Genomic DNA, 19,851 nt, shown 5'->3' with positions numbered 1-19,851 from the left:
GAGAAATCCCTGCTAATTAGCAGAGATAACTCAATTCATATTAACTACCAATTGTGACAGCATGAACGACTTTTATGCAAGCATCCATAATCACAGTAAAATCATTTTCATTAAGAAGTTCATTAGCTTCTTCATTCACGATACCTTGCTGTGCCCAAAACACACGACAATCTGTAGTCAAAGCATCATGTGCTACATCAACAAGGTGTTCAGGTCTGCGAAAAACGTTAATAATATCAATTGATTCTTCTACTTCACTAAGTGATGAATAACTTTTTTCGCCAAGAACTTCAGTGGCATTAGGATTAATTGGGATAATCTTATAGCCACGATCTTGCATGATTTTTGCAATTTGATGTGACGTACGATCAGGCTTGTCCGATAATCCGACGACTGCAATCGTATTAGCATTGATTAATATTTCGCGCATTGTTTCTTGTGTTGGGTTTTCCATAATATCGCTCCTAATTAATCGTGATAATACTAGGATAGCGCGTTTAGCAATATTTCTCAACTTTCGTTTTACTCATTCTTAAAATTTAACATCTTCTTTCTTTGCCATACATTTGATAAAATAAGGTGTATTATTAGAAGCCAATAAAGGAGGGATTATATGTTTTATCTTTTATACAGTGTGATTGCTTATCTATTCGGTTCTTTTCCATCTGCACTTATAATCGGTAAATTATTTTATCAAATTGATATAAGAGAACATGGTAGTGGCAATCTTGGTGCAACAAACGCCTTTAGAGTTTTAGGTGTCAAAGTAGGTTTAATTGTCACAATCCTCGATATATTGAAAGGTACGATTCCAGTTGTCATGGTGGTTGTACTAGCTCCCGAATTGCAACCGCTCATTGTTGGTGGTTTCGCAGTGATTGGCCACACATTTCCGATTTTCGCTAAATTTAAGGGCGGAAAGGCAGTTGCTACATCGGGTGGTGTTCTACTTGGGGTAAGCCCAGTGTTATTCGCTATTCTTATTGGTTCATTTTTTATTTTCTTAAAATTATTCAAGTATGTATCATTAGCGTCGATTCTTGTAGGGATTACAGCTGTAGTGACATCGGTTATCATGCAAGATATTCCTTTAATCATTGTGACCTGCTTCTTTGCTTTCTTTGTCATCTATCGTCATACAGATAATATTAAGCGAATTAAAAATAAAACTGAACCGAAGATAACCTGGTTTTAAAATAAGGTGATTAAGTGAAAAAACAAATTACATTAGTCGTGGCAAGCTTCATCATAGTTGTAATGGGCATAACAATGATCTTACAAGTACAATCAAATCAGTCGAGTTATACGGCGGATAAACTTGCGAATATGACGCATGATCTTTCTAATAAACAGTCTCAAAAGTCAATCACGTTAAATGCTGTTGGGGACATTTTAATACATGATCGTGTCTATCGCGGTGCTAAGGAAGGACAAGACTATGATTTTAGACCTATGTTGTCCACAATTAAACCGCAACTAGAGTCAGCAGATCTTTTATTTGCTAACCAAGAAACAATGTTGGCTGGAGAAGAAATGGGTTTATCGGGTTATCCTCAATTTAATGCACCTAAATCGGTGGCCGATGCTTTAAGTTATGTATCTACTGACATTGTATCATTGGCCAACAACCATACACTGGATTATGGACAAGAGGCTATAGAAAAAACGACTAGTCTTCTTAGAGATTTATCAATCGATTATATTGGATCTTACCAAAGTGAATCAGACCAACAAAAACCAAGAATACTAGAGAAAAATGGTATATCAGTTGGTTTTACGGCTTACACTTATGGAACTAATGGTATCCCTCGCCCAGACGATAAAGATTATTTAGTTCAATATATAAGGGATGGAAACATCAAGGATGATATTAATGAAATTGAGGACCAAGCAGATTTTACTGTTGTTAGCCTTCATTTTGGTAACCAATACGAACCTTTACCAACTCAGGGCCAAAAGGAATTAGTTCGCGAGTTAACTGAAGCTGGAGCTGATATCATTCTTGGGCATCATCCCCATGTGCTTCAACCAATCGAACGAGTGAAGACCGAAAACCATCAATCAATTGTCGTCTATTCTTTAGGTAATTTTTTGTCAGGGCAGCGTGAATTAGACCGACGAATAGGTGGAATCATGCAGCTCCAATTAAATAAGGGATTAATCAATCAAACAAGCGAGACTTCTGTTTCAAATATACGATTTATGCCTACATATGTAGAATTTGATGACCAAGGAGACATCATGCGCGATGTAGAAGTTGTTCCGCTTATTGACAGTTCTATAACTGATGTTAATACAAACTTTCAAGAGATTGAAAACCATATGAAACATTACTCAGAACAAATACAAGTCGTGCCACACCTTGAGCAAGTTCAATAAATTGAACCAAGCAATTTCAATCATGTATAATATAAGTTGTGCTTATGCTCTTCTCTCAAGAACTGAAAGGAGTCCTCGATATGAACGAAGCAGTTAAAAAACAGTTACCAACGAAATCTGAGCGACATAAATTATTTGGATCTGTTGAACCAGGTCCTAAAACAAAACCAATGGAAAAAAATAAAATGAAAGATTTACAGAATACCAAAAAGGATTTTCTGTTTGAATTAGATGCTGTAGGTGTGAGTAATGTTAAACATCCCGTTACGCTCAAAAGTCAATTAGAGCCCAAAACACAAACAACCGTAGCTCAATTTTACTTTGCCTCTTCTATTTCCCAAGATTCTAAGGGTACGAATATGAGCCGGTTTACAGAACAACTTCATTCTTATTATCAAAATGGGTTCACGTTGGATTTTGCGACACTAAAATCATTTGTATTTGATTTACAACAGCGTCTAGAGCAAAAAGATGCGGAATTAACAGTGTCTTTCCCTTGGTTTTTTGAGCGACAAGCGCCTTATTCTGAGCAAGCAGGATTAAATCATGCCGATGCTTGGATGCGCGTTCGTTATCACGAAGAATTTGGTTATGACCTTAAGGTTGGTTTAACAGGTACGATCACAACGCTTTGCCCTTGTTCAAAAGAAATCAGCGAATATAGTGCCCATAACCAACGAGGTAATATTGAAATGGAAGTTACTTTACAACCTGAGTTTGATGATACTCTTTATGATTGGAAACACATGCTATTAGAAGCAGCTGAATCTAATGCAAGTGCTCGAATTCATCCAGTTCTAAAACGACCAGATGAAAAAATGGTTACCGAACAAGCTTATGAAAATCCGCGTTTTGTAGAAGATATGGTTCGTCTTGTTGCGAGTGATTTATATGAATATGAATCCGTTAAGCAATTTTCAGTTAAGTGTGTGAACGAGGAATCAATCCACCTACATGATGCGATTGCATCGATTAGTTATGATAAACGCGAAGAGTAGTGTGATAAGATGAAACATCTTTTTATATGGCTTATAAAAGGCTATCAACAATTTATTTCACCGTTGTTAGGGCCTACATGTCGGTTTCACCCGACGTGTTCGTCCTATAGCTTAACAGCGTTTGAACGGTTTGGTTTCTTTAAAGGGTTTTACTTATCGATAAAGCGAATTTTAAAGTGCCATCCATTTAATGATGGTGGTTTTGATCCTGTACCAGAAAAACAAGATCATAAAAGCCGTGGTTGATTAACCACGGCTTTTTTAAATTGAACGAAAACGTCTTAATTGATCAAGTTTTCCTTCAGCTTGTAATATATCCTCTTCAAATTGGCCGATTAAATCAAAATGTGGGTATTCCTCATCTACATGGATCCATTCTGGTTTTAATCCATATCGTCGTCCCCATGCTTTTAAACGTTCAATATCTTGACAACCTGCTTTGGTTACTGTTTTATGGCCAGGGAAACGATCATCTGCCCAGTAGTGCGTTAAAAATGCTATTTCCCCAGCTTCAACTTGACTTTTCCAACGTCTTAATTCATCTCGTTTAATCCCGAACGCCATTAGTTTCACCTATCGCTTTCAAATAAGCATTGTGCCAAGCTGGATAATGTTTTCGGATCGAGATCGGCTTGAAATTTTGTTTTTTAACACAAACGTGTGAGGATGAACCTGTTACTGCTAATTCACCAGCCTCAGTGTAGATCTCATAACCATAGATGATTCGAAATCCATCATACGAACTGATATATGTTTTAACAGAAGCGGTTTCACCGTATGTTAAAGGTTTCTTGTATTGTGCATTAATATCGACTACAGGAGACACAATCCCATCGCGTTCCATATCGGCATAATTAAAGCCTAGTTGTTCAATTAAATGAGTTCGACCAATTTCAAACCAAACTAAATAATTGGCGTGATAAACAACGCCCATTTGATCCGTTTCCTGGTAACGGACTTTTATATCGGTTTCATTTATGACCATATTTGTCCTCTCTCCCTCTTACTTCAACTTAAATATTATTTTAAAATAAAAAGGCTAGCTATGGCTAGCCTTTCGATTGTTATTTTTGTCGTTTTTCATGAGCATGTTCATCCCGTAATTCATCACGCATACCGTCGATAGCTTCTGTTCTTCTTGCGTTTTTCTTCTTAATTTCTTCCTCTTGAAATTCTGACGCTGTTTCCATTGAATCTTCAGCTTCTTGCATATTTTCCAAAGTGTTGTTCAGGTTTTCCTGAATCTTTTTCATGTTATCTCGACGTTCATCAGAGTTTGGTTTCTTTTGATGTTGACTCATAGTTACGCCTCCTTTGAGTTGTTACAGTCGTTAGTATTAGCAGATTAATATCAGCTATACACGGGACTGTTTAGAAGGCGTAATGCTTAACCGAGAATCTAACTTATCATAAATTTTGTCTAGTTCTTGTGGGTTGTTCATAATTTTTTCTTTCTCAGATTGAATAAGTCGCTGAAACGTTAAATGATCTTTCTTTCGCATAATGACTGATTCTCCTTTTTGCTTTTTAGGATAGCCATTATGCTAGAAGAATATACTTAATCTAGTTCTTTTATCTTTTGTTCCATATCGTCATACGAAAGTGGCCCAACATGTCTTGGTATTTGGACTTTACCTTCAGTATTGATGAAATACGTTGTTGGTAGGCTTAAGACTTGATAACGTACATTCACTTCTCCAGTCTTGTCCATTAAAATAGGAAATGTTAAATCAAGCTCATTTACAAATGATGAAACCTTATCTGTATTCGTCTCTTGTGATGTTGCATTAACCCCTAAAATCACAACATCTTCGCCATATTCGTCTGATATTTCTTGCATATGGGGCATCTCAGCTCTACAAGGTGGACACCATGTCGCCCAGAAGTTTAAAAAGACCTTTTGACCACGAAAGTCAGCTAATTCCACTTCTTCTCCATCTAATGTCTCAAGTTTAAAATTTGGTGCCTCTTCTCCTACTTCAATTTCATCTGTCTCTATATCAACACCTTCTGGTTGTACAAAAATTCCTTCTCCTGATGTCTCATTATTTTCATCAGAATTAGAAAACCAGGTATTATAGACCACAATTCCAACTAATATACCAATCAGAGTTAACCCAATGATGCGTTTAGTTAATTTCACTTACGCAACGCTCCTCTCTTATGACGTCCGTCTATAATCCACTCAACGATATAAGTTATAACAGCAATGGCAAGAACCGTCATGACCTCAAAGATAAATATTTCTGCAGAGTTGTCCAACACTCGAAATAACACCCAATTAATCGCAACCCAACGACTTGCCCCTAATAATTGGAACCAAGTTAATGGCTGTGAATTGAAAAAATATATAACAACAATCCCCAAATAAATAATGACTTCAAAAACCACTATAAAGCTGAATCCGTAAATTAGTGAAATCATTTGTTCTATGCTTAACATTATAAATATACCTAGTAACCACCATGCGATTTGCCATAGATACGATATTCGAAAATAACGTTTTTGCCTAATACTATATAATAATAAAGCTATAATACCGAATAATATTCCAAGAATACCTCCATCAAAGTATATGATGGCGATTGGATTCTCAATCAAATCAGCGGGGTGTTTAAAGAGATAGCTTAATTTCCAAATAACGATAAAAACAAACCAATATTCGAAGATGACATCTCCTGGCTTCTTGTCAATTGATTGTGTACTTTTTCGATTGAAAACAAGATTACCTATTATGCCAGATAAAATGATCCCACCAATATAAAATAATAAAGGTATATATAAATTGAGTGGTCCAATTTGGATGATGTCATTCATAATTTTTCACTCCTATTATCTATCCTACCAAACAGTCATACAATCTCGTCTAGAGATGATTTACGATTCCATGACAATTAAGAATCACACGAATAAACTTGGATTTATTTAACAAACTAATGATTGACTGAGGAGGTTATATTTATGGACCGTAAACAACGTGATGCAAAACAAGAACAATTAAAAGCTTTTAAAAATTCAAATGAAAGCCAGTCTTTATCAACTGATCAAGGTACAAAATTACCCAATACGTCAGAATCCCTAACTGCAGGAGAACGTGGGCCAACTTTAATGGAAGACTTTCATTACCGCGAGAAAATGACTCACTTTGATCATGAACGAATCCCTGAACGTGTTGTACATGCAAGAGGATTTGGCGTACATGGCGTCTTTAAACCATACGAATCTTTATCCTCTTTAACAAGTGCTTCGTTTTTAAATGATCCGAATGTAGAAACACCTGTATTTGTGAGGTTTTCAACAGTTGTTGGTTCGCGTGGTTCAGCTGATACTGTACGCGATGTACGAGGTTTCGCCACTAAGTTTTATACTGAAGATGGCAACTTTGACTTGGTAGGTAACAATATGCCAATCTTTTTTATCCAAGATGCTATTAAATTCCCGGATGTCGTTCATGCCATCAAACCAGAACCTGATAATGAGATCCCACAAGCTTCTGCGGCACATGATACATTTTGGGACTGGGTCGTTCATAATCAAGAATCGGCACATATGATTATGTGGCTGCTGTCAGATCGCGGGATCCCTCGAAGTTTCCGCATGATGGAAGGTTTTGGCGTTCATACATTTCGATTGGTTAATGAACAGGGCCAAGCACATTTCGTGAAATTTCATTGGAAGCCGTTGCTTGGTGTGCACTCTTTGACTTGGGATGAAGCACAGAAAATTGCTGGTAAAAATCCAGATTTTCATCGCCAAGACCTCTGGGATGCCATCAATAACGGTGAATACCCAGAATTTGAACTAGGCATTCAGGTAATTGAAGAAGGACAAGAACATCAATTCGATTTTGATATATTAGATCCAACCAAAATTTGGCCAGAAGAGCAAGTACCAGTTCAAAAGGTTGGAAAAATGACATTGAATCGCAACCAAGATAATTTCTTTTCTGAAACTGAGCAGGCTGCATTTCACATCGGAAATATTGTACCAGGAATTGATTTTACTAATGATCCGTTATTACAAGGACGCTTGTTTTCATATTTAGATACACAGTTATTACGTTTAGGTGGTCCTAACTTTCATGAAATTCCAATCAATCGACCGATAACACCTGTTCACAATAATCAACGAGACGGTTTTCATCGTATGACGATTAATCAAGGGAAAGTTGCTTATAGCCCGAACGGCATAGCTCATAATAATCCGCAACCTGTGTCTAAAGAGCAACAAGGTTTCGAACATTATGAAGAAAAAGTTGAAGGCAAAAAAGTTCGGAAACGTAGTGCTAGTTTTAATGATCATTTTTCCCAAGCAACGCTTTTTTACAATAGCCTATCTGAGCATGAAAAACGTCACTTGTTCAAAGCTTTTCATTTTGAAGTCGGAAATGTTAAGGATCCTGCGATCAAGCAGCATGTCGTTGAAATGTTTAACCATGTGAGTCATGAGCTAGCCAAGAAAATTGCTGATTCTGTTGGTGTTAAATCTCCACAGCCACTCAATCAAGAAATGACTCAACAAAAATCAAATGCCTTAAGTCAAGCTCAAACGGTATTCACGCCGAAAACGCGTAAAATAGCGATTTTACTAGCAGACGGTTTTAATTTTGAAGACGTTAAATCATTCATGACGATGATGGAACAACAAGGGATTCACGTCGAAATAGTAAGCCGTAATCTAGGACAGGTTAACAGCATGAATCAAGAACCCATTCAAGTCCATCAAAATTACTCAACGACCTATCCAGTCTTATATGATGGTTTATTTATTCCTGGTGGTACCCAGCATATTCAAGAACTACTTAAACACCATGAAGGGAAAAGTTTTGTTAAAGAAATGTTTACCCATGCTAAAACAATTGGGGTAAGTCAAGAAGCAGTTGATTTATTGACTCAAGTACTACCTTCATCAATCCAAAATATCTCACCAAAATCATCAACTGAAGTGTTTAATGATCACGGCATACTTTCAACATGGTCAAATGATTTAACTCGTTTTAATGAGTTGTTTATCCAAGCCTTAACCCAACATCGCCATTGGGAACGCGAATACATGGATGAGAAACAAGCATAAAAAAATCCCTGCCAACTTTTAAAGTCGGCAGGGATTTATTCTTAATTTTATACTGTTTCTAATTTTTGACGTAGAACCATTTGTAGAATACCACCATGACGGTAGTAATCAACTTCTACATCACTGTCGAAACGAGCTGTTACTTCAAATTCTTTCTTATCTCCATTAAGGCTTGTCGCTGTTACTTTGACGAGATCATGTGGTTTAACGTCTTCTGTCACATGAACATCAAAGTGTTCCTCGCCTGTTAAGCCTAGGGATTCGATGCTATCTCCTTCTTGGAACTGTAACGGTAATACACCCATCATAACTAAGTTTGAACGGTGAATACGCTCAAAGCTTTGAGCAATTACTGTTTCGATACCAAGTAAGTCTGTACCTTTAGCTGCCCAGTCACGAGAACTACCCATTCCGTAATCATGGCCAGCAATCACACATAGGCCTGTGCCATCTTCTTTATACTTCATCGCAGCATCATAAATTGGCATAACATCACCTGTTGGCCAATACGTTGTGAAGCCACCTTCTTTGCCGCCACCGATTTCGTTACGAATTCGAATGTTAGCAAACGTACCACGCATCATGACTTCATGGTTACCACGACGTGAACCATAAGAGTTGAAGTTACGCGGGGAAACGCCATTTTCGATTAAATAGCGACCTGCTGGCATATCTTTAGGAATGGCACCAGCTGGCGAAATGTGGTCCGTCGTAACCGAGTCACCAAATTTACCAATCACGCGAAGATCTTCAAGCGGTTTGACTTCTTTTGGATCTTTCGACATTTCTTCGAAGAATGGTGGGTTTTGAATATAAGTTGAGTTTTCATCGAACTCATATAATGGTTCATCTGTTGTTTGGATCTTGTTCCATTCTTCATTTGAGTTGAACACTTCTTCGTATTCTTTACGGAAGATTTCTGGTGTAACAACTTCAGCAATCTGAGCCTTGATCTCATCTGATGATGGCCAAAGGTCTTTGAAATAAACATCTTCGCCATTATGGTCTTGGCCAATTGGCTCATTTAAGATATCAATATCAACAGTACCAGCTAATGCATAAGCGACAACTAATGGCGGTGACGCTAAGTAGTTTGCGCGCACTAATGGATGAATACGACCTTCGAAGTTACGGTTACCAGATAGAACGGATGAAACCGTTAAATCTTCATTTGCAATTGCTTCTTCGATTTCAGGAAGTAATGGACCTGAGTTACCAATACAAGTTGTACAACCATAACCAACTAGGTTAAAGCCTAGGTGATCAAGATATTCCATTAACCCAGAGTTTTCTAGATAGTTAGTAACAACTTTCGAACCTGGTGCTAATGATGTCTTAACATAATCAGGAACTTCTAGTCCTTTTTCAACTGCATTCTTAGCAAGAAGACCTGCACCTAACATCACGTGTGGGTTAGATGTGTTCGTACAAGATGTAATCGCCGCAATCGCTAGTGCACCTGTTTTCATAGTTGTTTCGCTACCATTATTAAATTTAACGACAGCTTCTTTATCTTTGTCTTTCGCATCGAGTCCGAAGCCATGATTTCCAGCAGGTGCTGTTAAAGCTTCGTTAAATGACTCTTTCATTTGAGAAAGCGGAATTAAATCTTGTGGTCGTTTTGGACCTGATAAGTTTGGTTCTAGTTCTGATAGATCAATCTCTACAAGTTCAGAGAATTCAGGGTCTTCTTGATCAGGTGTATAGAATAAATCATTATTTTGAAGATATTCTCTCACCATATCAATATGCTCTTCTGTACGACCAGTCAAGCGCATATAGTCTAGAGTTTCTTCATCAACAGGGAAGAAACCACATGTTGCACCATACTCTGGCGCCATGTTTGAGATCGTTGCACGATCCGCAAGTGGCATTTCTGTAAGACCTGGGCCGAAGAACTCAACGAACTTACCAACAACATTCTTCTGACGTAGAACCTGCGTTACTTTTAGAGCCAAGTCAGTAGCTGTGGTTGCTTCTGGGAAGCTTCCTACTAACTTAACACCAATAACATCAGGTGTTGGAACATACGATGGTTGACCAAGCATACCTGCTTCGGCTTCAATACCACCAACACCCCAGCCTAGAACACCTAAGCCGTTAATCATCGTTGTATGTGAGTCTGTACCGAATAATGTATCTGGGAATGCATCATATGAACCATCATCTTGTTCTTGTTCATGGACAACGTTCGCAATGTACTCAAGGTTAACCTGGTGAACAATTCCTGTAGCTGGTGGAACAGCACGATAGTTATTAAATGCTTTTTGTGCCCAGTGTAAGAATTCGTAACGTTCTTTGTTACGATCGAACTCCATTTCCATATTGACACGTAAGGCATCTGGAGTACCATAACGGTCTACTTGTACGGAGTGGTCGATAACAAGATCCACTGGAACTTCTGGGTTAATTTGGTCCGGGCTTCCACCCATATCTACCATTGCTTTACGTAATGACGCTAAGTCAACGACAGCTGGAACCCCTGTGAAGTCCTGAAGAATAACACGAGATGGTTTGAAAGGAACATCTACTTTTGCCCCTTCTGCCCACTGTGCTAATTTTTCTACGTGTTCATTTTGAATAACATGTCCGTCTTGTTGACGAAGAATTGATTCTAAAAGCACACGAATTGAATAAGGTAATTTGGAAATTTTTCCATAACCTTGTTCTTCAAGTGCTTTGAGATGGTAATAGTTGTACGTTTTACCATTCAGTTCAAACTGCTTTTTCGCTTTGGCAGCATGACTTTCTACCATGTTACTTACCCCCTTAACTTATGTAATGTCTCATTAAATCAATTTATAAGCGTATTCTACAGAAAATCTATTATTTCTGCACGTATTCATTTTATATTAAATCGATATAGAAGTAAAACGATTAAAACAAATTTTATCGTTTCATTATTAGATGAGTTGATCAATATTGGAAATCGCCAAAATAATAGCATCATGTTCGTTGGAATCGACCGTTCGAAAATCAAGATAAACTTTTTCGTTTTCGACTCTAGCAATAATCGCAGGTTGATTGAGTCGCAATAATTCTGTTACATATGCAGCATTTGCCTCGTTAAAAGTCATGACAAGACTGTATGATGGCAACGTAACTTCAGGTAATGTTCCACCACCCACTTGTGCCGATGTCTGTTCAACTGACACGTTAATATTTTCTAAAGATGGTAAACTTCTGATAAGTGATTGTACTGATCGTTTGATTTGCTCATCATTTTTTAAAACAGTCCCTAAAGTCGGGATTTCTTCATAGGAACCTGCTTCAAACAGTCGAAGTGTTTCGTCAAGAGCGGCATAAGTCATTTTATCAACTCGTAAAATACGGTTAAGTGAATGAGATCTTAGTTGATCGATATAGTCTTTCTTACCAGCAATGATTCCTGCTTGTGGGCCACCTAATAGTTTATCAACGCTAAATGACACAAGGTCGACTCCAGAGGCAATGACTTGCTGGACAGTTGGTTCATCACTGATGCCATGTTCACTCAAATTATATAATAACCCACTTCCTAGATCCTCGTATAACACTACATCATGTTGTGTTGTTAATGGTTGAAGTTCTTGGCGATTAACACTTGCTGTAAAACCTCCCATATAAAAATTGCTTTGATGAACTTTCATAATCATACGTGTGGCTTCAGAGATCGCCTTTTGATAATCACTTAAGTGTGTTTTATTTGTGGTTCCCACTTCATGAAGAATAGCTCCAGTCTCTTCCATAATCTCAGAAACTCTGAAACTACCACCAATTTCGACTAGCTCTCCACGTGATACAATAACTTCTTCATCTTGGGCTAAAGCACTTAATACCAAAAACACAGCAGCTGCGTTATTGTTAACGACGATTGCCGCTTCAGCACCTGTTAATGCCTTAATACGTTCTTCCACTAAATCGTGACGAGATCCTCTTCTCCCTGTAGTTAAGTCATACTCTAACGTTGAGTAGTTCTTCGCTACTTCAGTGACACGGTCAGTTGCAGTATCGGCTAATCGGGATCGCCCTAAGTTTGTGTGGATGATTGTTCCCGTAGCATTAATCACAGATTGCAATGATTTTCGTTGTTTAGTCTCTAATGTCTCAAATGCATAGGATAAAGTAACTTCATATAAATTATCCTCACTCCAAGTTGAAAGGGCCTGATTATTTAAGATAGTTGAACGTATATCTTCAGTCACTTCTTGAAAGACGGACTTCAAAGTAACCAATGGTACACCTTCCTGATCAATCACCTTTTGACTTCTTTCATCATTTAGTAATTGGTCAATCGCCGGAATTGATCTTAGCAATGTCATACTAATCGCCTCATTTATTTTATATACTCAGATTACAATCTGAACCTCCATTAGCATTTGCTAATGGAGGCTTATCATGATCTTATATCATTAATTATAGCATTAATGTCTGGAAACTCACCTGTATCTAGTTTTGAATAGATTTTCTGATCATTTACTGTTATTTCAAAGGCACCACCTGAAGACGGAATTAACTTCATTTCTACAATCTCATGACGAAACTCTGTAAATAATTGATCTGCGAAACTCGCAGCTTTAGGTGCATAGTTTCACTGCATACAAAACTCAATTGACACTCGATAATCCATAACAAGTCCCTCCTCTTATGTTTGACTATTAGATTAGTAAAAATACAGACTTTTTGCAACAATATAGATCGGAATGATAGTCTTTTTTTGAAACATGTAATAAGCTTGTACCAGGAGGTGATCCTATGAATCGTGATCGAGACGAGATTGTTAGGTTAACATCATTATCAACAAAAGCTGGTTGAGGATGCAAACTCGCACCGAGCGAGCTGACTCAAGTGTTGGGTCAAGTAGAATCAAAAACAAATAACCAAAACGTTTTATATAGTCAAAATAGTGCTGATGATGCTGGTGTTTACTATATTGATGATCAACTTGCTATGGTACAATCAGTGGATTATTTTACACCTATCGTGGATGATCCTTATCAATTTGGTCAAATTGCCGTTGCCAATGCGGTAAGCGATATCTACGCGATGGGAGCCGATGTTAAAACAGCTCTAAATATCGTCGGTTTCTCTGTTGAAAAGTATGGATCAGAGATATTAGCTTCTATTTTACAAGGGGCTGAGGATAAGATGGCTGAAACAGGTGGTGCCATTATAGGTGGTCACTCCATTGATGATGACGAGCCTAAATTCGGTTTATCAGTCACTGGATTCGCTCATCCCAATCAAATATGGACAAACGGAAATGCTAAACCAGGTGATCAATTGATCCTAACCAAACCGATTGGAACAGGCATTGCAACGACTGCCATTAAAAAAGGTTTAGCTGATGAAGCCCTTCAAACAACAACTATTAATTGGATGCGTCAGTTAAACAAGCGAGCGAAGTCAATTTTAGAAAATTATCAGCCTAGTGCTGTAACCGATGTTACAGGGTTTGGTTTACTAGGGCATGCTTATGAAATGGCTGAGAACAGTCATGCTCGTCTATTAATTAATTATGATTCGGTTCCTGTAATTGAAGGTGTTGAATATTATCTTAAACAAGGTGCTGTACCTGGTGGGTCTAAAGCCAATTTATCATGGCTTGAAGACCATGTAACATTTAATTCTGATCTAAATCAGAATGACCAATTGTTATTAACGGATGCTGTAACATCTGGTGGGTTACTTATTTCATTAAATCCTCAAGACGCAGAGCGTTTTATTAAACAGATGAATGAATCACCTGACCATTTAGCGGTAACAATTGGCGAAGTGGTGGATCATCAAACACCACATATCATGGTGTCACGTTAGCGCGAAGTTTTGATTATGAAACTAAATAAAACTGGACGGGGCAATTCCCGTCCAGTTTTTTATGTCCAGTATCGATATTGTTCCTCACGCCTTGTCTTCTCTAATTGGTCACACGTTTCTAAGAAAGGAATTAAATATTTTCTAGAAACTTGTAATTGCTCCTTAGCATCCTTTAACGAAAACTGGTTCGGGAAAGCATGATAAAGTGATTGGACCGCACGATAAAAACAATCATAATGAACCACTAGTTCTTCAGTTAGTTGAATAACGAGTTGCTTAGATAAACAATAATTCTTTAAAGACTCAAGCGTTGCTGCTTCCAACTCAGGAAAATACGTCCCCCACTCTTTTACTGTTAATCCATCTTCATATAAGTAATTTAATCCTCTATTCACAGCTTCTTTGATTTCACTAGGTATATAAGGTTCAAATTCAGGGAGTTTAACTAAGTGTTGTTCTTGAATAATACGATTATTGTTCACCCATTCATTCAGGATTTTCTTTTGGGCTTTATCAGGTGCCTTGATGGTTTGCATAACAATCGATTTATCAAGCCCATTTTCCATAGGGCGCTGATTGTGGAAATTTTGTAATTGATTGAAAACGTGATGATATTGACTTTCTAACCACGCTTTTGATGCGAATGATTGATCTATTTGAATTAGTGCTTGTGTTTTTATTAATTGTTCTAATAATGAAGTAACTTGGGCTTCTTGTAAGTTTAAAACGTTAGCAATTTCGCCTTCAGTTAAAAGTGGTTCTTCTTGATGCAAATAATCTATTAATTGTTCACTAGGTGACTGTACAGATGCCCTTCTGACCGTATCAACTGTTTGTTTTCCAAATTTATGTTTCTTAGCAGGTGCATGCACCACTTTACCGCCACCAATTGTTTCTTTTGGGCTAGCACGTCTTAATACAAATAAATCATGCCTAAATGCATACACTGAGTCCTCAAGTTCAAGTTGCGCGTAAACTGTCTCATCAGCTTCTTGAATCTCATTACGATCAAATAGAATTATTCGTCCATATACTTCAGTTGTTCCAATATGTAACTTAATCGGGCTTCGCTGTTTAATAGAATGCTTTAAATATTTAGAAGTCTTAAATTCAATATCTAGACGATAAGCTTCTGCTTGACTAGGATGATTACTTAGAACGTCTCCTCGTTTGATCGTGTCGGTTTCAACCCCCTTGATCGATAAAGCAGCTCGACTACCGAGTGACGCTGATTCTACTGATTGGCCAAATTGTTCAATACTTTTTACGCTCACAGACCGATTACCCGGTTGAACGAACAATTGATCACGGTTATACACCACTCCATCTATCACAGTGCCACGAACTACTGTTCCAATCCCGTGAATTTGAAAGGCTTGGTCAATCGGCATACGAAAGTAACCCATTGAGTCGCGATATGGCGAATCTTCAAGCAGCTGCAACAAAGCATGTCTTAAATCACTAATTCCTGTCTCTGATTGCGAATCGACTAAATGTGTTGGCGCTTGTTCAAACACCGTATCATGAGTGTATCGATTTAATTCTTCTAAAACGAGTTGTAGCCATTCATCGTCTACTAAGTCTACTTTCGTGATCACAACCATCGTATTCTGGATCTTTAAATAATCTAAAATCTCGAGATGTTCAACCGTTTGTGGCATCACCCCATCATCGGCTGCTACAACTAACATTGTTATATCAACACCAGAGACCCCTGCAATCATTTGCCTTATAAAACGTTCATGTCCTGGTACATCAATAATAGATAAAGTCATCCCATCATCTTCATACAACGGGGCATAACCTAATTCAATTGAGATGTTTCGCTCCTGCTCTTCTTGTAATCGATCAGTGTTAATCCCTGTTAATGCTTCAGTTAATTTGGTTTTTCCGTGGTCTATATGGCCGGCCATACCTATTGTGTATTGTTTCATGTCTATTATGTCACCATCTAAATTTATTTAAAGTCGATTTTAAAGATACTTCCTTGTGGTTCGCGGTCCAAAATATTTAATTCAGCATGATGATTCTGTAATATATCTAACGTCACCATTAAGCCTAGTCCAGTCCCTTTATCTTTTGTCGTAAAAAATGGTTGCCCTAACTTTTCCTTTAATGAATCAGGCACACCAGGCCCTTCATCTATTATTTCAATCGTTAATATTTCGTCTGTATTAATGCGAATCGTTATGACCCCTGGTTCTTGCATTGCTTCGATTGCATTTTTTATTAGGTTAATGAAAACTTGTTTTAATTGCATCGGATCACAATAGATATCGTGATTTTCAATATCAGTTTCTAACAAAAGATCAATATCATTCATTCTAGCTTGTGAACGCATGAGCATACAAATATCTTCAAGTATAGAGATAATGTTTGCTTGTTCAAATTCATTCGGAGAAGGTTTTGCAATGTACAACATTTCTGTTGAAATAGCCTCAATTTTTTCTATTTCATCTTTCATAATCGATAAATACTCTTCCTTACCTTCGATGCCTGTTTCGAGAAGTTGGAGGAAACCTTTTAAAGATGTGATTGGATTTCGAATCTCATGAGCAATACTAGCTGCTAATTGGCCAGCCGTTGATAACTTTTCTGAACTAATCAACATTTGCTGAGCTTGTTTATGCTCCATAATATCTTGAATAACGGATACATAATATGTTTTGTTTGTGTCAGGATCATTAATCTGTCCAGAATTAGCAAGACAATCAATATACTCACCATCTGAATTTAATAGACGAAATTCATGGCTCTTTTTGTCATCACTTGGTAACGTTTTAACTAAATCTCGTAACGAATCACGGTGCTCAGGGTGAATAAATTGTAAAATCGATTGTTTCATTAATTCATCTCGTTCGTAACCAAACACATGGTAGACAGATTGACTAACAAACGCTAATTCAAAAGATTCATCAAATATGATTTTCACTGCCATTGAATGCTCATCACGCCAATAATGTGAAGCTTCTATTAAGCTACTATTAGGAACGTCATTTTGTATGGCATTCATATCCAAAAAGGTTAACGGTTCGTGCAACATTACAAATGTCCTCCTCAATCAGGCGAATTTATTACAAACTATGAATGATGATATCAAAATATTACAACAAATATTATTTTACCGAAATTTTTGTCAATTGTCTAAATCTTAACAAAAAAATTCTGTATCAAGAACAATTATACTAAATAATGAATTTAATTCAATATTTTCAAGAAAACGTTTAAGTTGCGCACAATCTATTCAACTTGTATAATTTTATTTGGATATTATGGGGCTGGTTACAATGCTGGTGCTTGTCACGGTCTTCAAAACCGTTCGGGAGGCGCGTGCCGTCTCCGGTGGGTTCGATTCCCACACAGTCCCGCCAATGCATATCATGAAGCGAGTGAGGTCTATGTCAACTACGATTGGAATTCTATTACTGATATGGTCGTTTATCATGCTTGTTTTACTAGCAATCGGTGGCTATTTTATGTTTCGCAAGTTTTTGAAAAAACTACCGAAAGAAGATGGTAAATCAATTATTGATTGGGAAGAATACTATGTTGATCAGACGATTGATCTGTGGAGTGAAGACCAAAAAGCTTTACTTAATGAATTAGTTGAGCCAGTTCCTGATATTTTTCAAGATGTGGCAAAACAGAAAATTGGAGCTAAGATTGGCCAACTGGCTCTTGAGCGCCGGGCAAAAAGCATAACATTAGACCTGCTGATTGAAGGCTATATATTAGCAACCCCTAAACGAGATCATAAATTTTTAATCAAACGATTAGAAGAAAAAGAAATCGATTTTTCGCCTTATGAACATTTACTAGAGCGAAATTATAAAAGCGGAAGCCAAGGAACATAACCTTGACTTCCGCTTTTTTATGATAATGTTGCTTTTAATTTGATAAATTTAACTAACATACCAATCCGCCAAGTTACTAGCATAGCAAATGCTAATAAATAAAACATTGAACTGGTCTCACCTACTGAGATTGACTCACCTATGGCTAATTTCCATGCTACACGAATGACTAGTAATCCAATTAAAACGATTCCTAATGCTTTAGATGGTTTTAAATAAATATCCTGATTGTAAATTTCAAACTTAGACGTAAGAATAAGCACTATTGAAAATAACAACCCAACAGTTATGGCTTCTAAGACTAAAAGCCATTCGATTCGAAAATATGGAAATGCAAACATCAGCGCACCTGTACTCATAAACAAAGGAGGTAGCATGATTTTCTTTATACTTGCTGGTTTTTTTGAAGCTCTTTGTCGAACCACTATCATACCACTAGCCATGATTATAGCCATAATGGTTATGGCCGTTCCAACAAGTGGATGATCCAAGAATGAAAACATGATTATTCAACCTCTTCTTCTTTTGAATCAGTCGCAATTGTTAAAATGATGGTCATACTCACGCCAATCACAGCTAAATATATTCCGAAATCAAATATTAATGCTGTAGATAAGTGAGTTTTACCTAAGATAGGTAACTGAAAATACGCTGCATTTTGTGATAAAAATGGCTCGCCAAAGATAAAACTCCCGACACCAAATAAAGCAGCAATACCAACACCGACAATAAATAAGGTTGTGAAATTAATCGGCAATATTTTCGATACCTTCTCATAACCATATGTCATATACATTAATATAATAGCAGAAGCTGTCATGAGGCCTCCAATGAAGCCTCCTCCAGGTGCATTGTGACCAGCAAAAAATAAATAAATTGAGAAACCGAGTAAAATAAATGTGATCAGCTGCGTCATTGTTTTTAAGATAATATCATTTTGATTAATCATATACGTCTGTTTCTCCTTTAACCTTGACCTTGTATGTTAATTATAGGTGATTCGAGACATCCATTCAATCCTTAAAAGCCTTGGAATCCGAATAAATTAGCTAAATAAGATGTGATGATTTTTAACCAATCAAAAAATAGCACAAAACCTAATACAATTAAGATATATCCCCCAATTGTCATGACTTTCTGTGCATACTTTTTGATCCAATTCATTTTACCAATGAAAAATGACATGATGAAGAACGGAATTGAAAAGCCAAGTGAATAAGCAGACATCATTACGACGCCTGATTCAGGGTTTGTTGCTGCAAGCGATAGAATCGCTGCCAAAATCGGCCCAGTACATGGTGTCCAACTCATCGAAAAGGCCGCACCTATTAATAATGTGCCTAAATACCCCACTGGTCGATTTTTAAACGTGACTTTTCTCTCCTTCATCAAGAAATCAAAGTTGAAAAAGCCAATCATAACTAAACCAAAGAAAATAATTAATATAGCGCCAATTTGTCGAATCAAATCACTATAAGCATATAGAGTTCCACCTATAAACGATGCCGTGAATCCAAGCATGATGAACACTGAAGAAAAGCCGATTAAGAAAAACAACGTATGTAACATACTTCGTCTTCTTAACATGGCTTTATCATTTTTCAACTCTTCTACACTCATTCCTGTCACGTAAGATAAAAAGACAGGATATAAAGGTAAAACACAAGGTGATATGAACGTGAGAATTCCTGCTCCAAATGCAAGAAAAATATTTAAATCCGTCATGGTATACGCTCCTAATCCTATTCTTA

The 19,851-nt window shown here is 37.2% G+C and carries 21 protein-coding genes, 1 tRNA gene and 1 pseudogene; 8 read left to right on the top strand and 15 right to left on the bottom strand.

Translation table 11 applies throughout. The features are described 5' to 3' along the window. Positions 1-40: 40 nt before the first annotated feature. The gene (locus FHR85_RS01680) at positions 41-454 is read right to left on the bottom strand and encodes a CoA-binding protein (RefSeq protein WP_167260369.1); all 414 of its coding nucleotides are present in this window, start codon (positions 452-454) and stop codon (positions 41-43) included. 159 nt (positions 455-613) lie between these two features. On the opposite strand from FHR85_RS01680, the gene plsY reads away from it, so the two are divergent. The 4 genes from plsY (at position 614) to yidD (ending at position 3,623) form a co-directional block, all read left to right on the top strand. After that, positions 614-1,195: a glycerol-3-phosphate 1-O-acyltransferase PlsY gene (gene plsY / locus FHR85_RS01675; protein WP_167260367.1), complete on the top strand. Its 582-nt coding sequence runs from the start codon at positions 614-616 to the stop codon at positions 1,193-1,195. Positions 1,196-1,209: 14 nt separating this feature from the next. Beyond that, positions 1,210-2,379, top strand: a complete 1,170-nt coding sequence (locus tag FHR85_RS01670) for a CapA family protein (RefSeq protein ID WP_167260365.1) — start codon at positions 1,210-1,212, stop codon at positions 2,377-2,379. 80 nt (positions 2,380-2,459) lie between these two features. Further along, positions 2,460-3,377 (top strand): GTP cyclohydrolase FolE2, encoded by a 918-nt coding sequence (folE2, locus tag FHR85_RS01665; RefSeq protein ID WP_167260363.1) that lies wholly within the window; start codon positions 2,460-2,462, stop codon positions 3,375-3,377. Between the two features lie 9 nt (positions 3,378-3,386). Next, positions 3,387-3,623: a membrane protein insertion efficiency factor YidD gene (yidD, locus tag FHR85_RS01660; protein WP_167260362.1), complete on the top strand. Its 237-nt coding sequence runs from the start codon at positions 3,387-3,389 to the stop codon at positions 3,621-3,623. A 15-nt stretch (positions 3,624-3,638) separates the two neighbouring features. Here yidD and FHR85_RS01655 read toward each other — a convergent pair whose 3' ends face one another. The 6 genes from FHR85_RS01655 to FHR85_RS01630 form a co-directional block, all read right to left on the bottom strand. After that, complete coding sequence (locus FHR85_RS01655; RefSeq protein WP_167260360.1) at positions 3,639-3,941, bottom strand: hypothetical protein; 303 nt, start codon at positions 3,939-3,941, stop codon at positions 3,639-3,641. Beyond that, a complete protein-coding gene (locus FHR85_RS01650; RefSeq protein ID WP_167260358.1) occupies positions 3,925-4,362 on the bottom strand; it encodes an acyl-CoA thioesterase in 438 nt (145 codons plus the stop codon). The genes FHR85_RS01655 and FHR85_RS01650 overlap by 17 nt, the downstream gene beginning before the upstream one ends. A gap of 79 nt (positions 4,363-4,441) precedes the next feature. Continuing rightward, the gene (locus FHR85_RS01645; protein ID WP_167260356.1) at positions 4,442-4,678 is read right to left on the bottom strand and encodes a small acid-soluble spore protein Tlp; all 237 of its coding nucleotides are present in this window, start codon (positions 4,676-4,678) and stop codon (positions 4,442-4,444) included. 54 nt (positions 4,679-4,732) lie between these two features. After that, entirely contained in the window at positions 4,733-4,879 is a 147-nt protein-coding gene (locus FHR85_RS01640; RefSeq protein ID WP_167260354.1) for an FbpB family small basic protein, read from the bottom strand. A 56-nt stretch (positions 4,880-4,935) separates the two neighbouring features. Beyond that, complete coding sequence (locus tag FHR85_RS01635; protein ID WP_167260352.1) at positions 4,936-5,520, bottom strand: redoxin domain-containing protein; 585 nt, start codon at positions 5,518-5,520, stop codon at positions 4,936-4,938. After that, positions 5,517-6,194 carry a hypothetical protein gene (locus tag FHR85_RS01630; RefSeq protein WP_167260350.1) on the bottom strand — a complete coding sequence of 226 codons (678 nt, stop codon included), beginning with the start codon at positions 6,192-6,194 and terminating at the stop codon, positions 5,517-5,519. The genes FHR85_RS01635 and FHR85_RS01630 overlap by 4 nt, the downstream gene beginning before the upstream one ends. Positions 6,195-6,338: 144 nt before the next feature. On the opposite strand from FHR85_RS01630, the gene FHR85_RS01625 reads away from it, so the two are divergent. Then, positions 6,339-8,450: a catalase gene (locus FHR85_RS01625; RefSeq protein WP_167260348.1), complete on the top strand. Its 2,112-nt coding sequence runs from the start codon at positions 6,339-6,341 to the stop codon at positions 8,448-8,450. A gap of 47 nt (positions 8,451-8,497) precedes the next feature. On the opposite strand, the gene acnA is transcribed toward FHR85_RS01625, so the two are convergent. From acnA to FHR85_RS14535, 3 genes and pseudogenes are all read right to left on the bottom strand, one after another. Next, a complete protein-coding gene (acnA, locus tag FHR85_RS01620) occupies positions 8,498-11,206 on the bottom strand; it encodes an aconitate hydratase AcnA (RefSeq protein WP_167260346.1) in 2,709 nt (902 codons plus the stop codon). A 147-nt stretch (positions 11,207-11,353) separates the two neighbouring features. Next, on the bottom strand, positions 11,354-12,751 hold the full coding sequence (gene selA / locus FHR85_RS01615) for an L-seryl-tRNA(Sec) selenium transferase (protein WP_167260344.1): 1,398 nt from the start codon (positions 12,749-12,751) through the stop codon (positions 11,354-11,356). 74 nt (positions 12,752-12,825) lie between these two features. Then, positions 12,826-13,008, bottom strand: a pseudogene (locus FHR85_RS14535) (Rdx family protein); the annotation flags it as partial. 176 nt (positions 13,009-13,184) lie between these two features. Between FHR85_RS14535 and selD the strand changes: the two are divergent. Next, on the top strand, positions 13,185-14,246 hold the full coding sequence (selD, locus tag FHR85_RS01605) for a selenide, water dikinase SelD (RefSeq protein ID WP_167260342.1): 1,062 nt from the start codon (positions 13,185-13,187) through the stop codon (positions 14,244-14,246). Positions 14,247-14,305: 59 nt separating this feature from the next. Here selD and selB read toward each other — a convergent pair whose 3' ends face one another. Together selB and FHR85_RS01595 are read right to left on the bottom strand one after the other, a co-directional pair. Beyond that, on the bottom strand, positions 14,306-16,180 hold the full coding sequence (gene selB / locus FHR85_RS01600) for a selenocysteine-specific translation elongation factor (protein ID WP_167260341.1): 1,875 nt from the start codon (positions 16,178-16,180) through the stop codon (positions 14,306-14,308). Between the two features lie 23 nt (positions 16,181-16,203). Then, positions 16,204-17,289 carry an ATP-binding protein gene (locus tag FHR85_RS01595; protein WP_167260339.1) on the bottom strand — a complete coding sequence of 362 codons (1,086 nt, stop codon included), beginning with the start codon at positions 17,287-17,289 and terminating at the stop codon, positions 16,204-16,206. 231 nt (positions 17,290-17,520) lie between these two features. Here FHR85_RS01595 and FHR85_RS01590 point away from each other — a divergent pair. Both FHR85_RS01590 and FHR85_RS01585 read left to right on the top strand, forming a co-directional pair. After that, positions 17,521-17,617 (top strand) — tRNA-Sec (locus tag FHR85_RS01590). Positions 17,618-17,644: 27 nt separating this feature from the next. Continuing rightward, on the top strand, positions 17,645-18,100 hold the full coding sequence (locus FHR85_RS01585; protein ID WP_167260337.1) for a DUF2621 family protein: 456 nt from the start codon (positions 17,645-17,647) through the stop codon (positions 18,098-18,100). 17 nt (positions 18,101-18,117) lie between these two features. Here FHR85_RS01585 and FHR85_RS01580 read toward each other — a convergent pair whose 3' ends face one another. The 3 genes from FHR85_RS01580 to FHR85_RS01570 form a co-directional block, all read right to left on the bottom strand. Further along, positions 18,118-18,603 (bottom strand): CcdC family protein, encoded by a 486-nt coding sequence (locus tag FHR85_RS01580; protein WP_167260335.1) that lies wholly within the window; start codon positions 18,601-18,603, stop codon positions 18,118-18,120. A gap of 2 nt (positions 18,604-18,605) precedes the next feature. Continuing rightward, positions 18,606-19,049 carry a Na(+)/H(+) antiporter subunit B gene (locus FHR85_RS01575; protein ID WP_167260333.1) on the bottom strand — a complete coding sequence of 148 codons (444 nt, stop codon included), beginning with the start codon at positions 19,047-19,049 and terminating at the stop codon, positions 18,606-18,608. A gap of 71 nt (positions 19,050-19,120) precedes the next feature. Then, entirely contained in the window at positions 19,121-19,825 is a 705-nt protein-coding gene (locus tag FHR85_RS01570; protein ID WP_167260330.1) for a cytochrome c biogenesis CcdA family protein, read from the bottom strand. Between the last annotated feature and the right edge of the window lie 26 nt (positions 19,826-19,851).

The sequence above is a fragment of the Alkalibacillus almallahensis genome, assembly GCF_011761495.1.
Taxonomy (GTDB): Bacteria; Bacillota; Bacilli; order Bacillales; family Alkalibacillaceae; genus Alkalibacillus; species Alkalibacillus almallahensis.
This window is presented reverse-complemented; position numbering and strand designations above follow the sequence as displayed.

What these genes read in the sequence shown, in the direction of transcription:
- FHR85_RS01680 (WP_167260369.1), bottom strand. Translation starts at nt 454, where the DNA reads ATGGAAAACCCAACACAAGAAACAATGCGCGAAATATTAATCAATGCT.
- plsY (WP_167260367.1), top strand. Translation starts at nt 614, where the DNA reads ATGTTTTATCTTTTATACAGTGTGATTGCTTATCTATTCGGTTCTTTT.
- folE2 (WP_167260363.1), top strand. Translation starts at nt 2,460, where the DNA reads ATGAACGAAGCAGTTAAAAAACAGTTACCAACGAAATCTGAGCGACAT.
- yidD (WP_167260362.1), top strand. Translation starts at nt 3,387, where the DNA reads ATGAAACATCTTTTTATATGGCTTATAAAAGGCTATCAACAATTTATT.
- FHR85_RS01655 (WP_167260360.1), bottom strand. Translation starts at nt 3,941, where the DNA reads ATGGCGTTCGGGATTAAACGAGATGAATTAAGACGTTGGAAAAGTCAA.
- FHR85_RS01650 (WP_167260358.1), bottom strand. Translation starts at nt 4,362, where the DNA reads ATGGTCATAAATGAAACCGATATAAAAGTCCGTTACCAGGAAACGGAT.
- FHR85_RS01645 (WP_167260356.1), bottom strand. Translation starts at nt 4,678, where the DNA reads ATGAGTCAACATCAAAAGAAACCAAACTCTGATGAACGTCGAGATAAC.
- FHR85_RS01640 (WP_167260354.1), bottom strand. Translation starts at nt 4,879, where the DNA reads ATGCGAAAGAAAGATCATTTAACGTTTCAGCGACTTATTCAATCTGAG.
- FHR85_RS01630 (WP_167260350.1), bottom strand. Translation starts at nt 6,194, where the DNA reads ATGAATGACATCATCCAAATTGGACCACTCAATTTATATATACCTTTA.
- FHR85_RS01625 (WP_167260348.1), top strand. Translation starts at nt 6,339, where the DNA reads ATGGACCGTAAACAACGTGATGCAAAACAAGAACAATTAAAAGCTTTT.
- acnA (WP_167260346.1), bottom strand. Translation starts at nt 11,206, where the DNA reads ATGGTAGAAAGTCATGCTGCCAAAGCGAAAAAGCAGTTTGAACTGAAT.
- selA (WP_167260344.1), bottom strand. Translation starts at nt 12,751, where the DNA reads ATGACATTGCTAAGATCAATTCCGGCGATTGACCAATTACTAAATGAT.
- selB (WP_167260341.1), bottom strand. Translation starts at nt 16,180, where the DNA reads ATGAAACAATACACAATAGGTATGGCCGGCCATATAGACCACGGAAAA.
- FHR85_RS01595 (WP_167260339.1), bottom strand. Translation starts at nt 17,289, where the DNA reads ATGTTGCACGAACCGTTAACCTTTTTGGATATGAATGCCATACAAAAT.
- FHR85_RS01585 (WP_167260337.1), top strand. Translation starts at nt 17,645, where the DNA reads ATGTCAACTACGATTGGAATTCTATTACTGATATGGTCGTTTATCATG.
- FHR85_RS01580 (WP_167260335.1), bottom strand. Translation starts at nt 18,603, where the DNA reads ATGTTTTCATTCTTGGATCATCCACTTGTTGGAACGGCCATAACCATT.
- FHR85_RS01575 (WP_167260333.1), bottom strand. Translation starts at nt 19,049, where the DNA reads ATGATTAATCAAAATGATATTATCTTAAAAACAATGACGCAGCTGATC.
- FHR85_RS01570 (WP_167260330.1), bottom strand. Translation starts at nt 19,825, where the DNA reads ATGACGGATTTAAATATTTTTCTTGCATTTGGAGCAGGAATTCTCACG.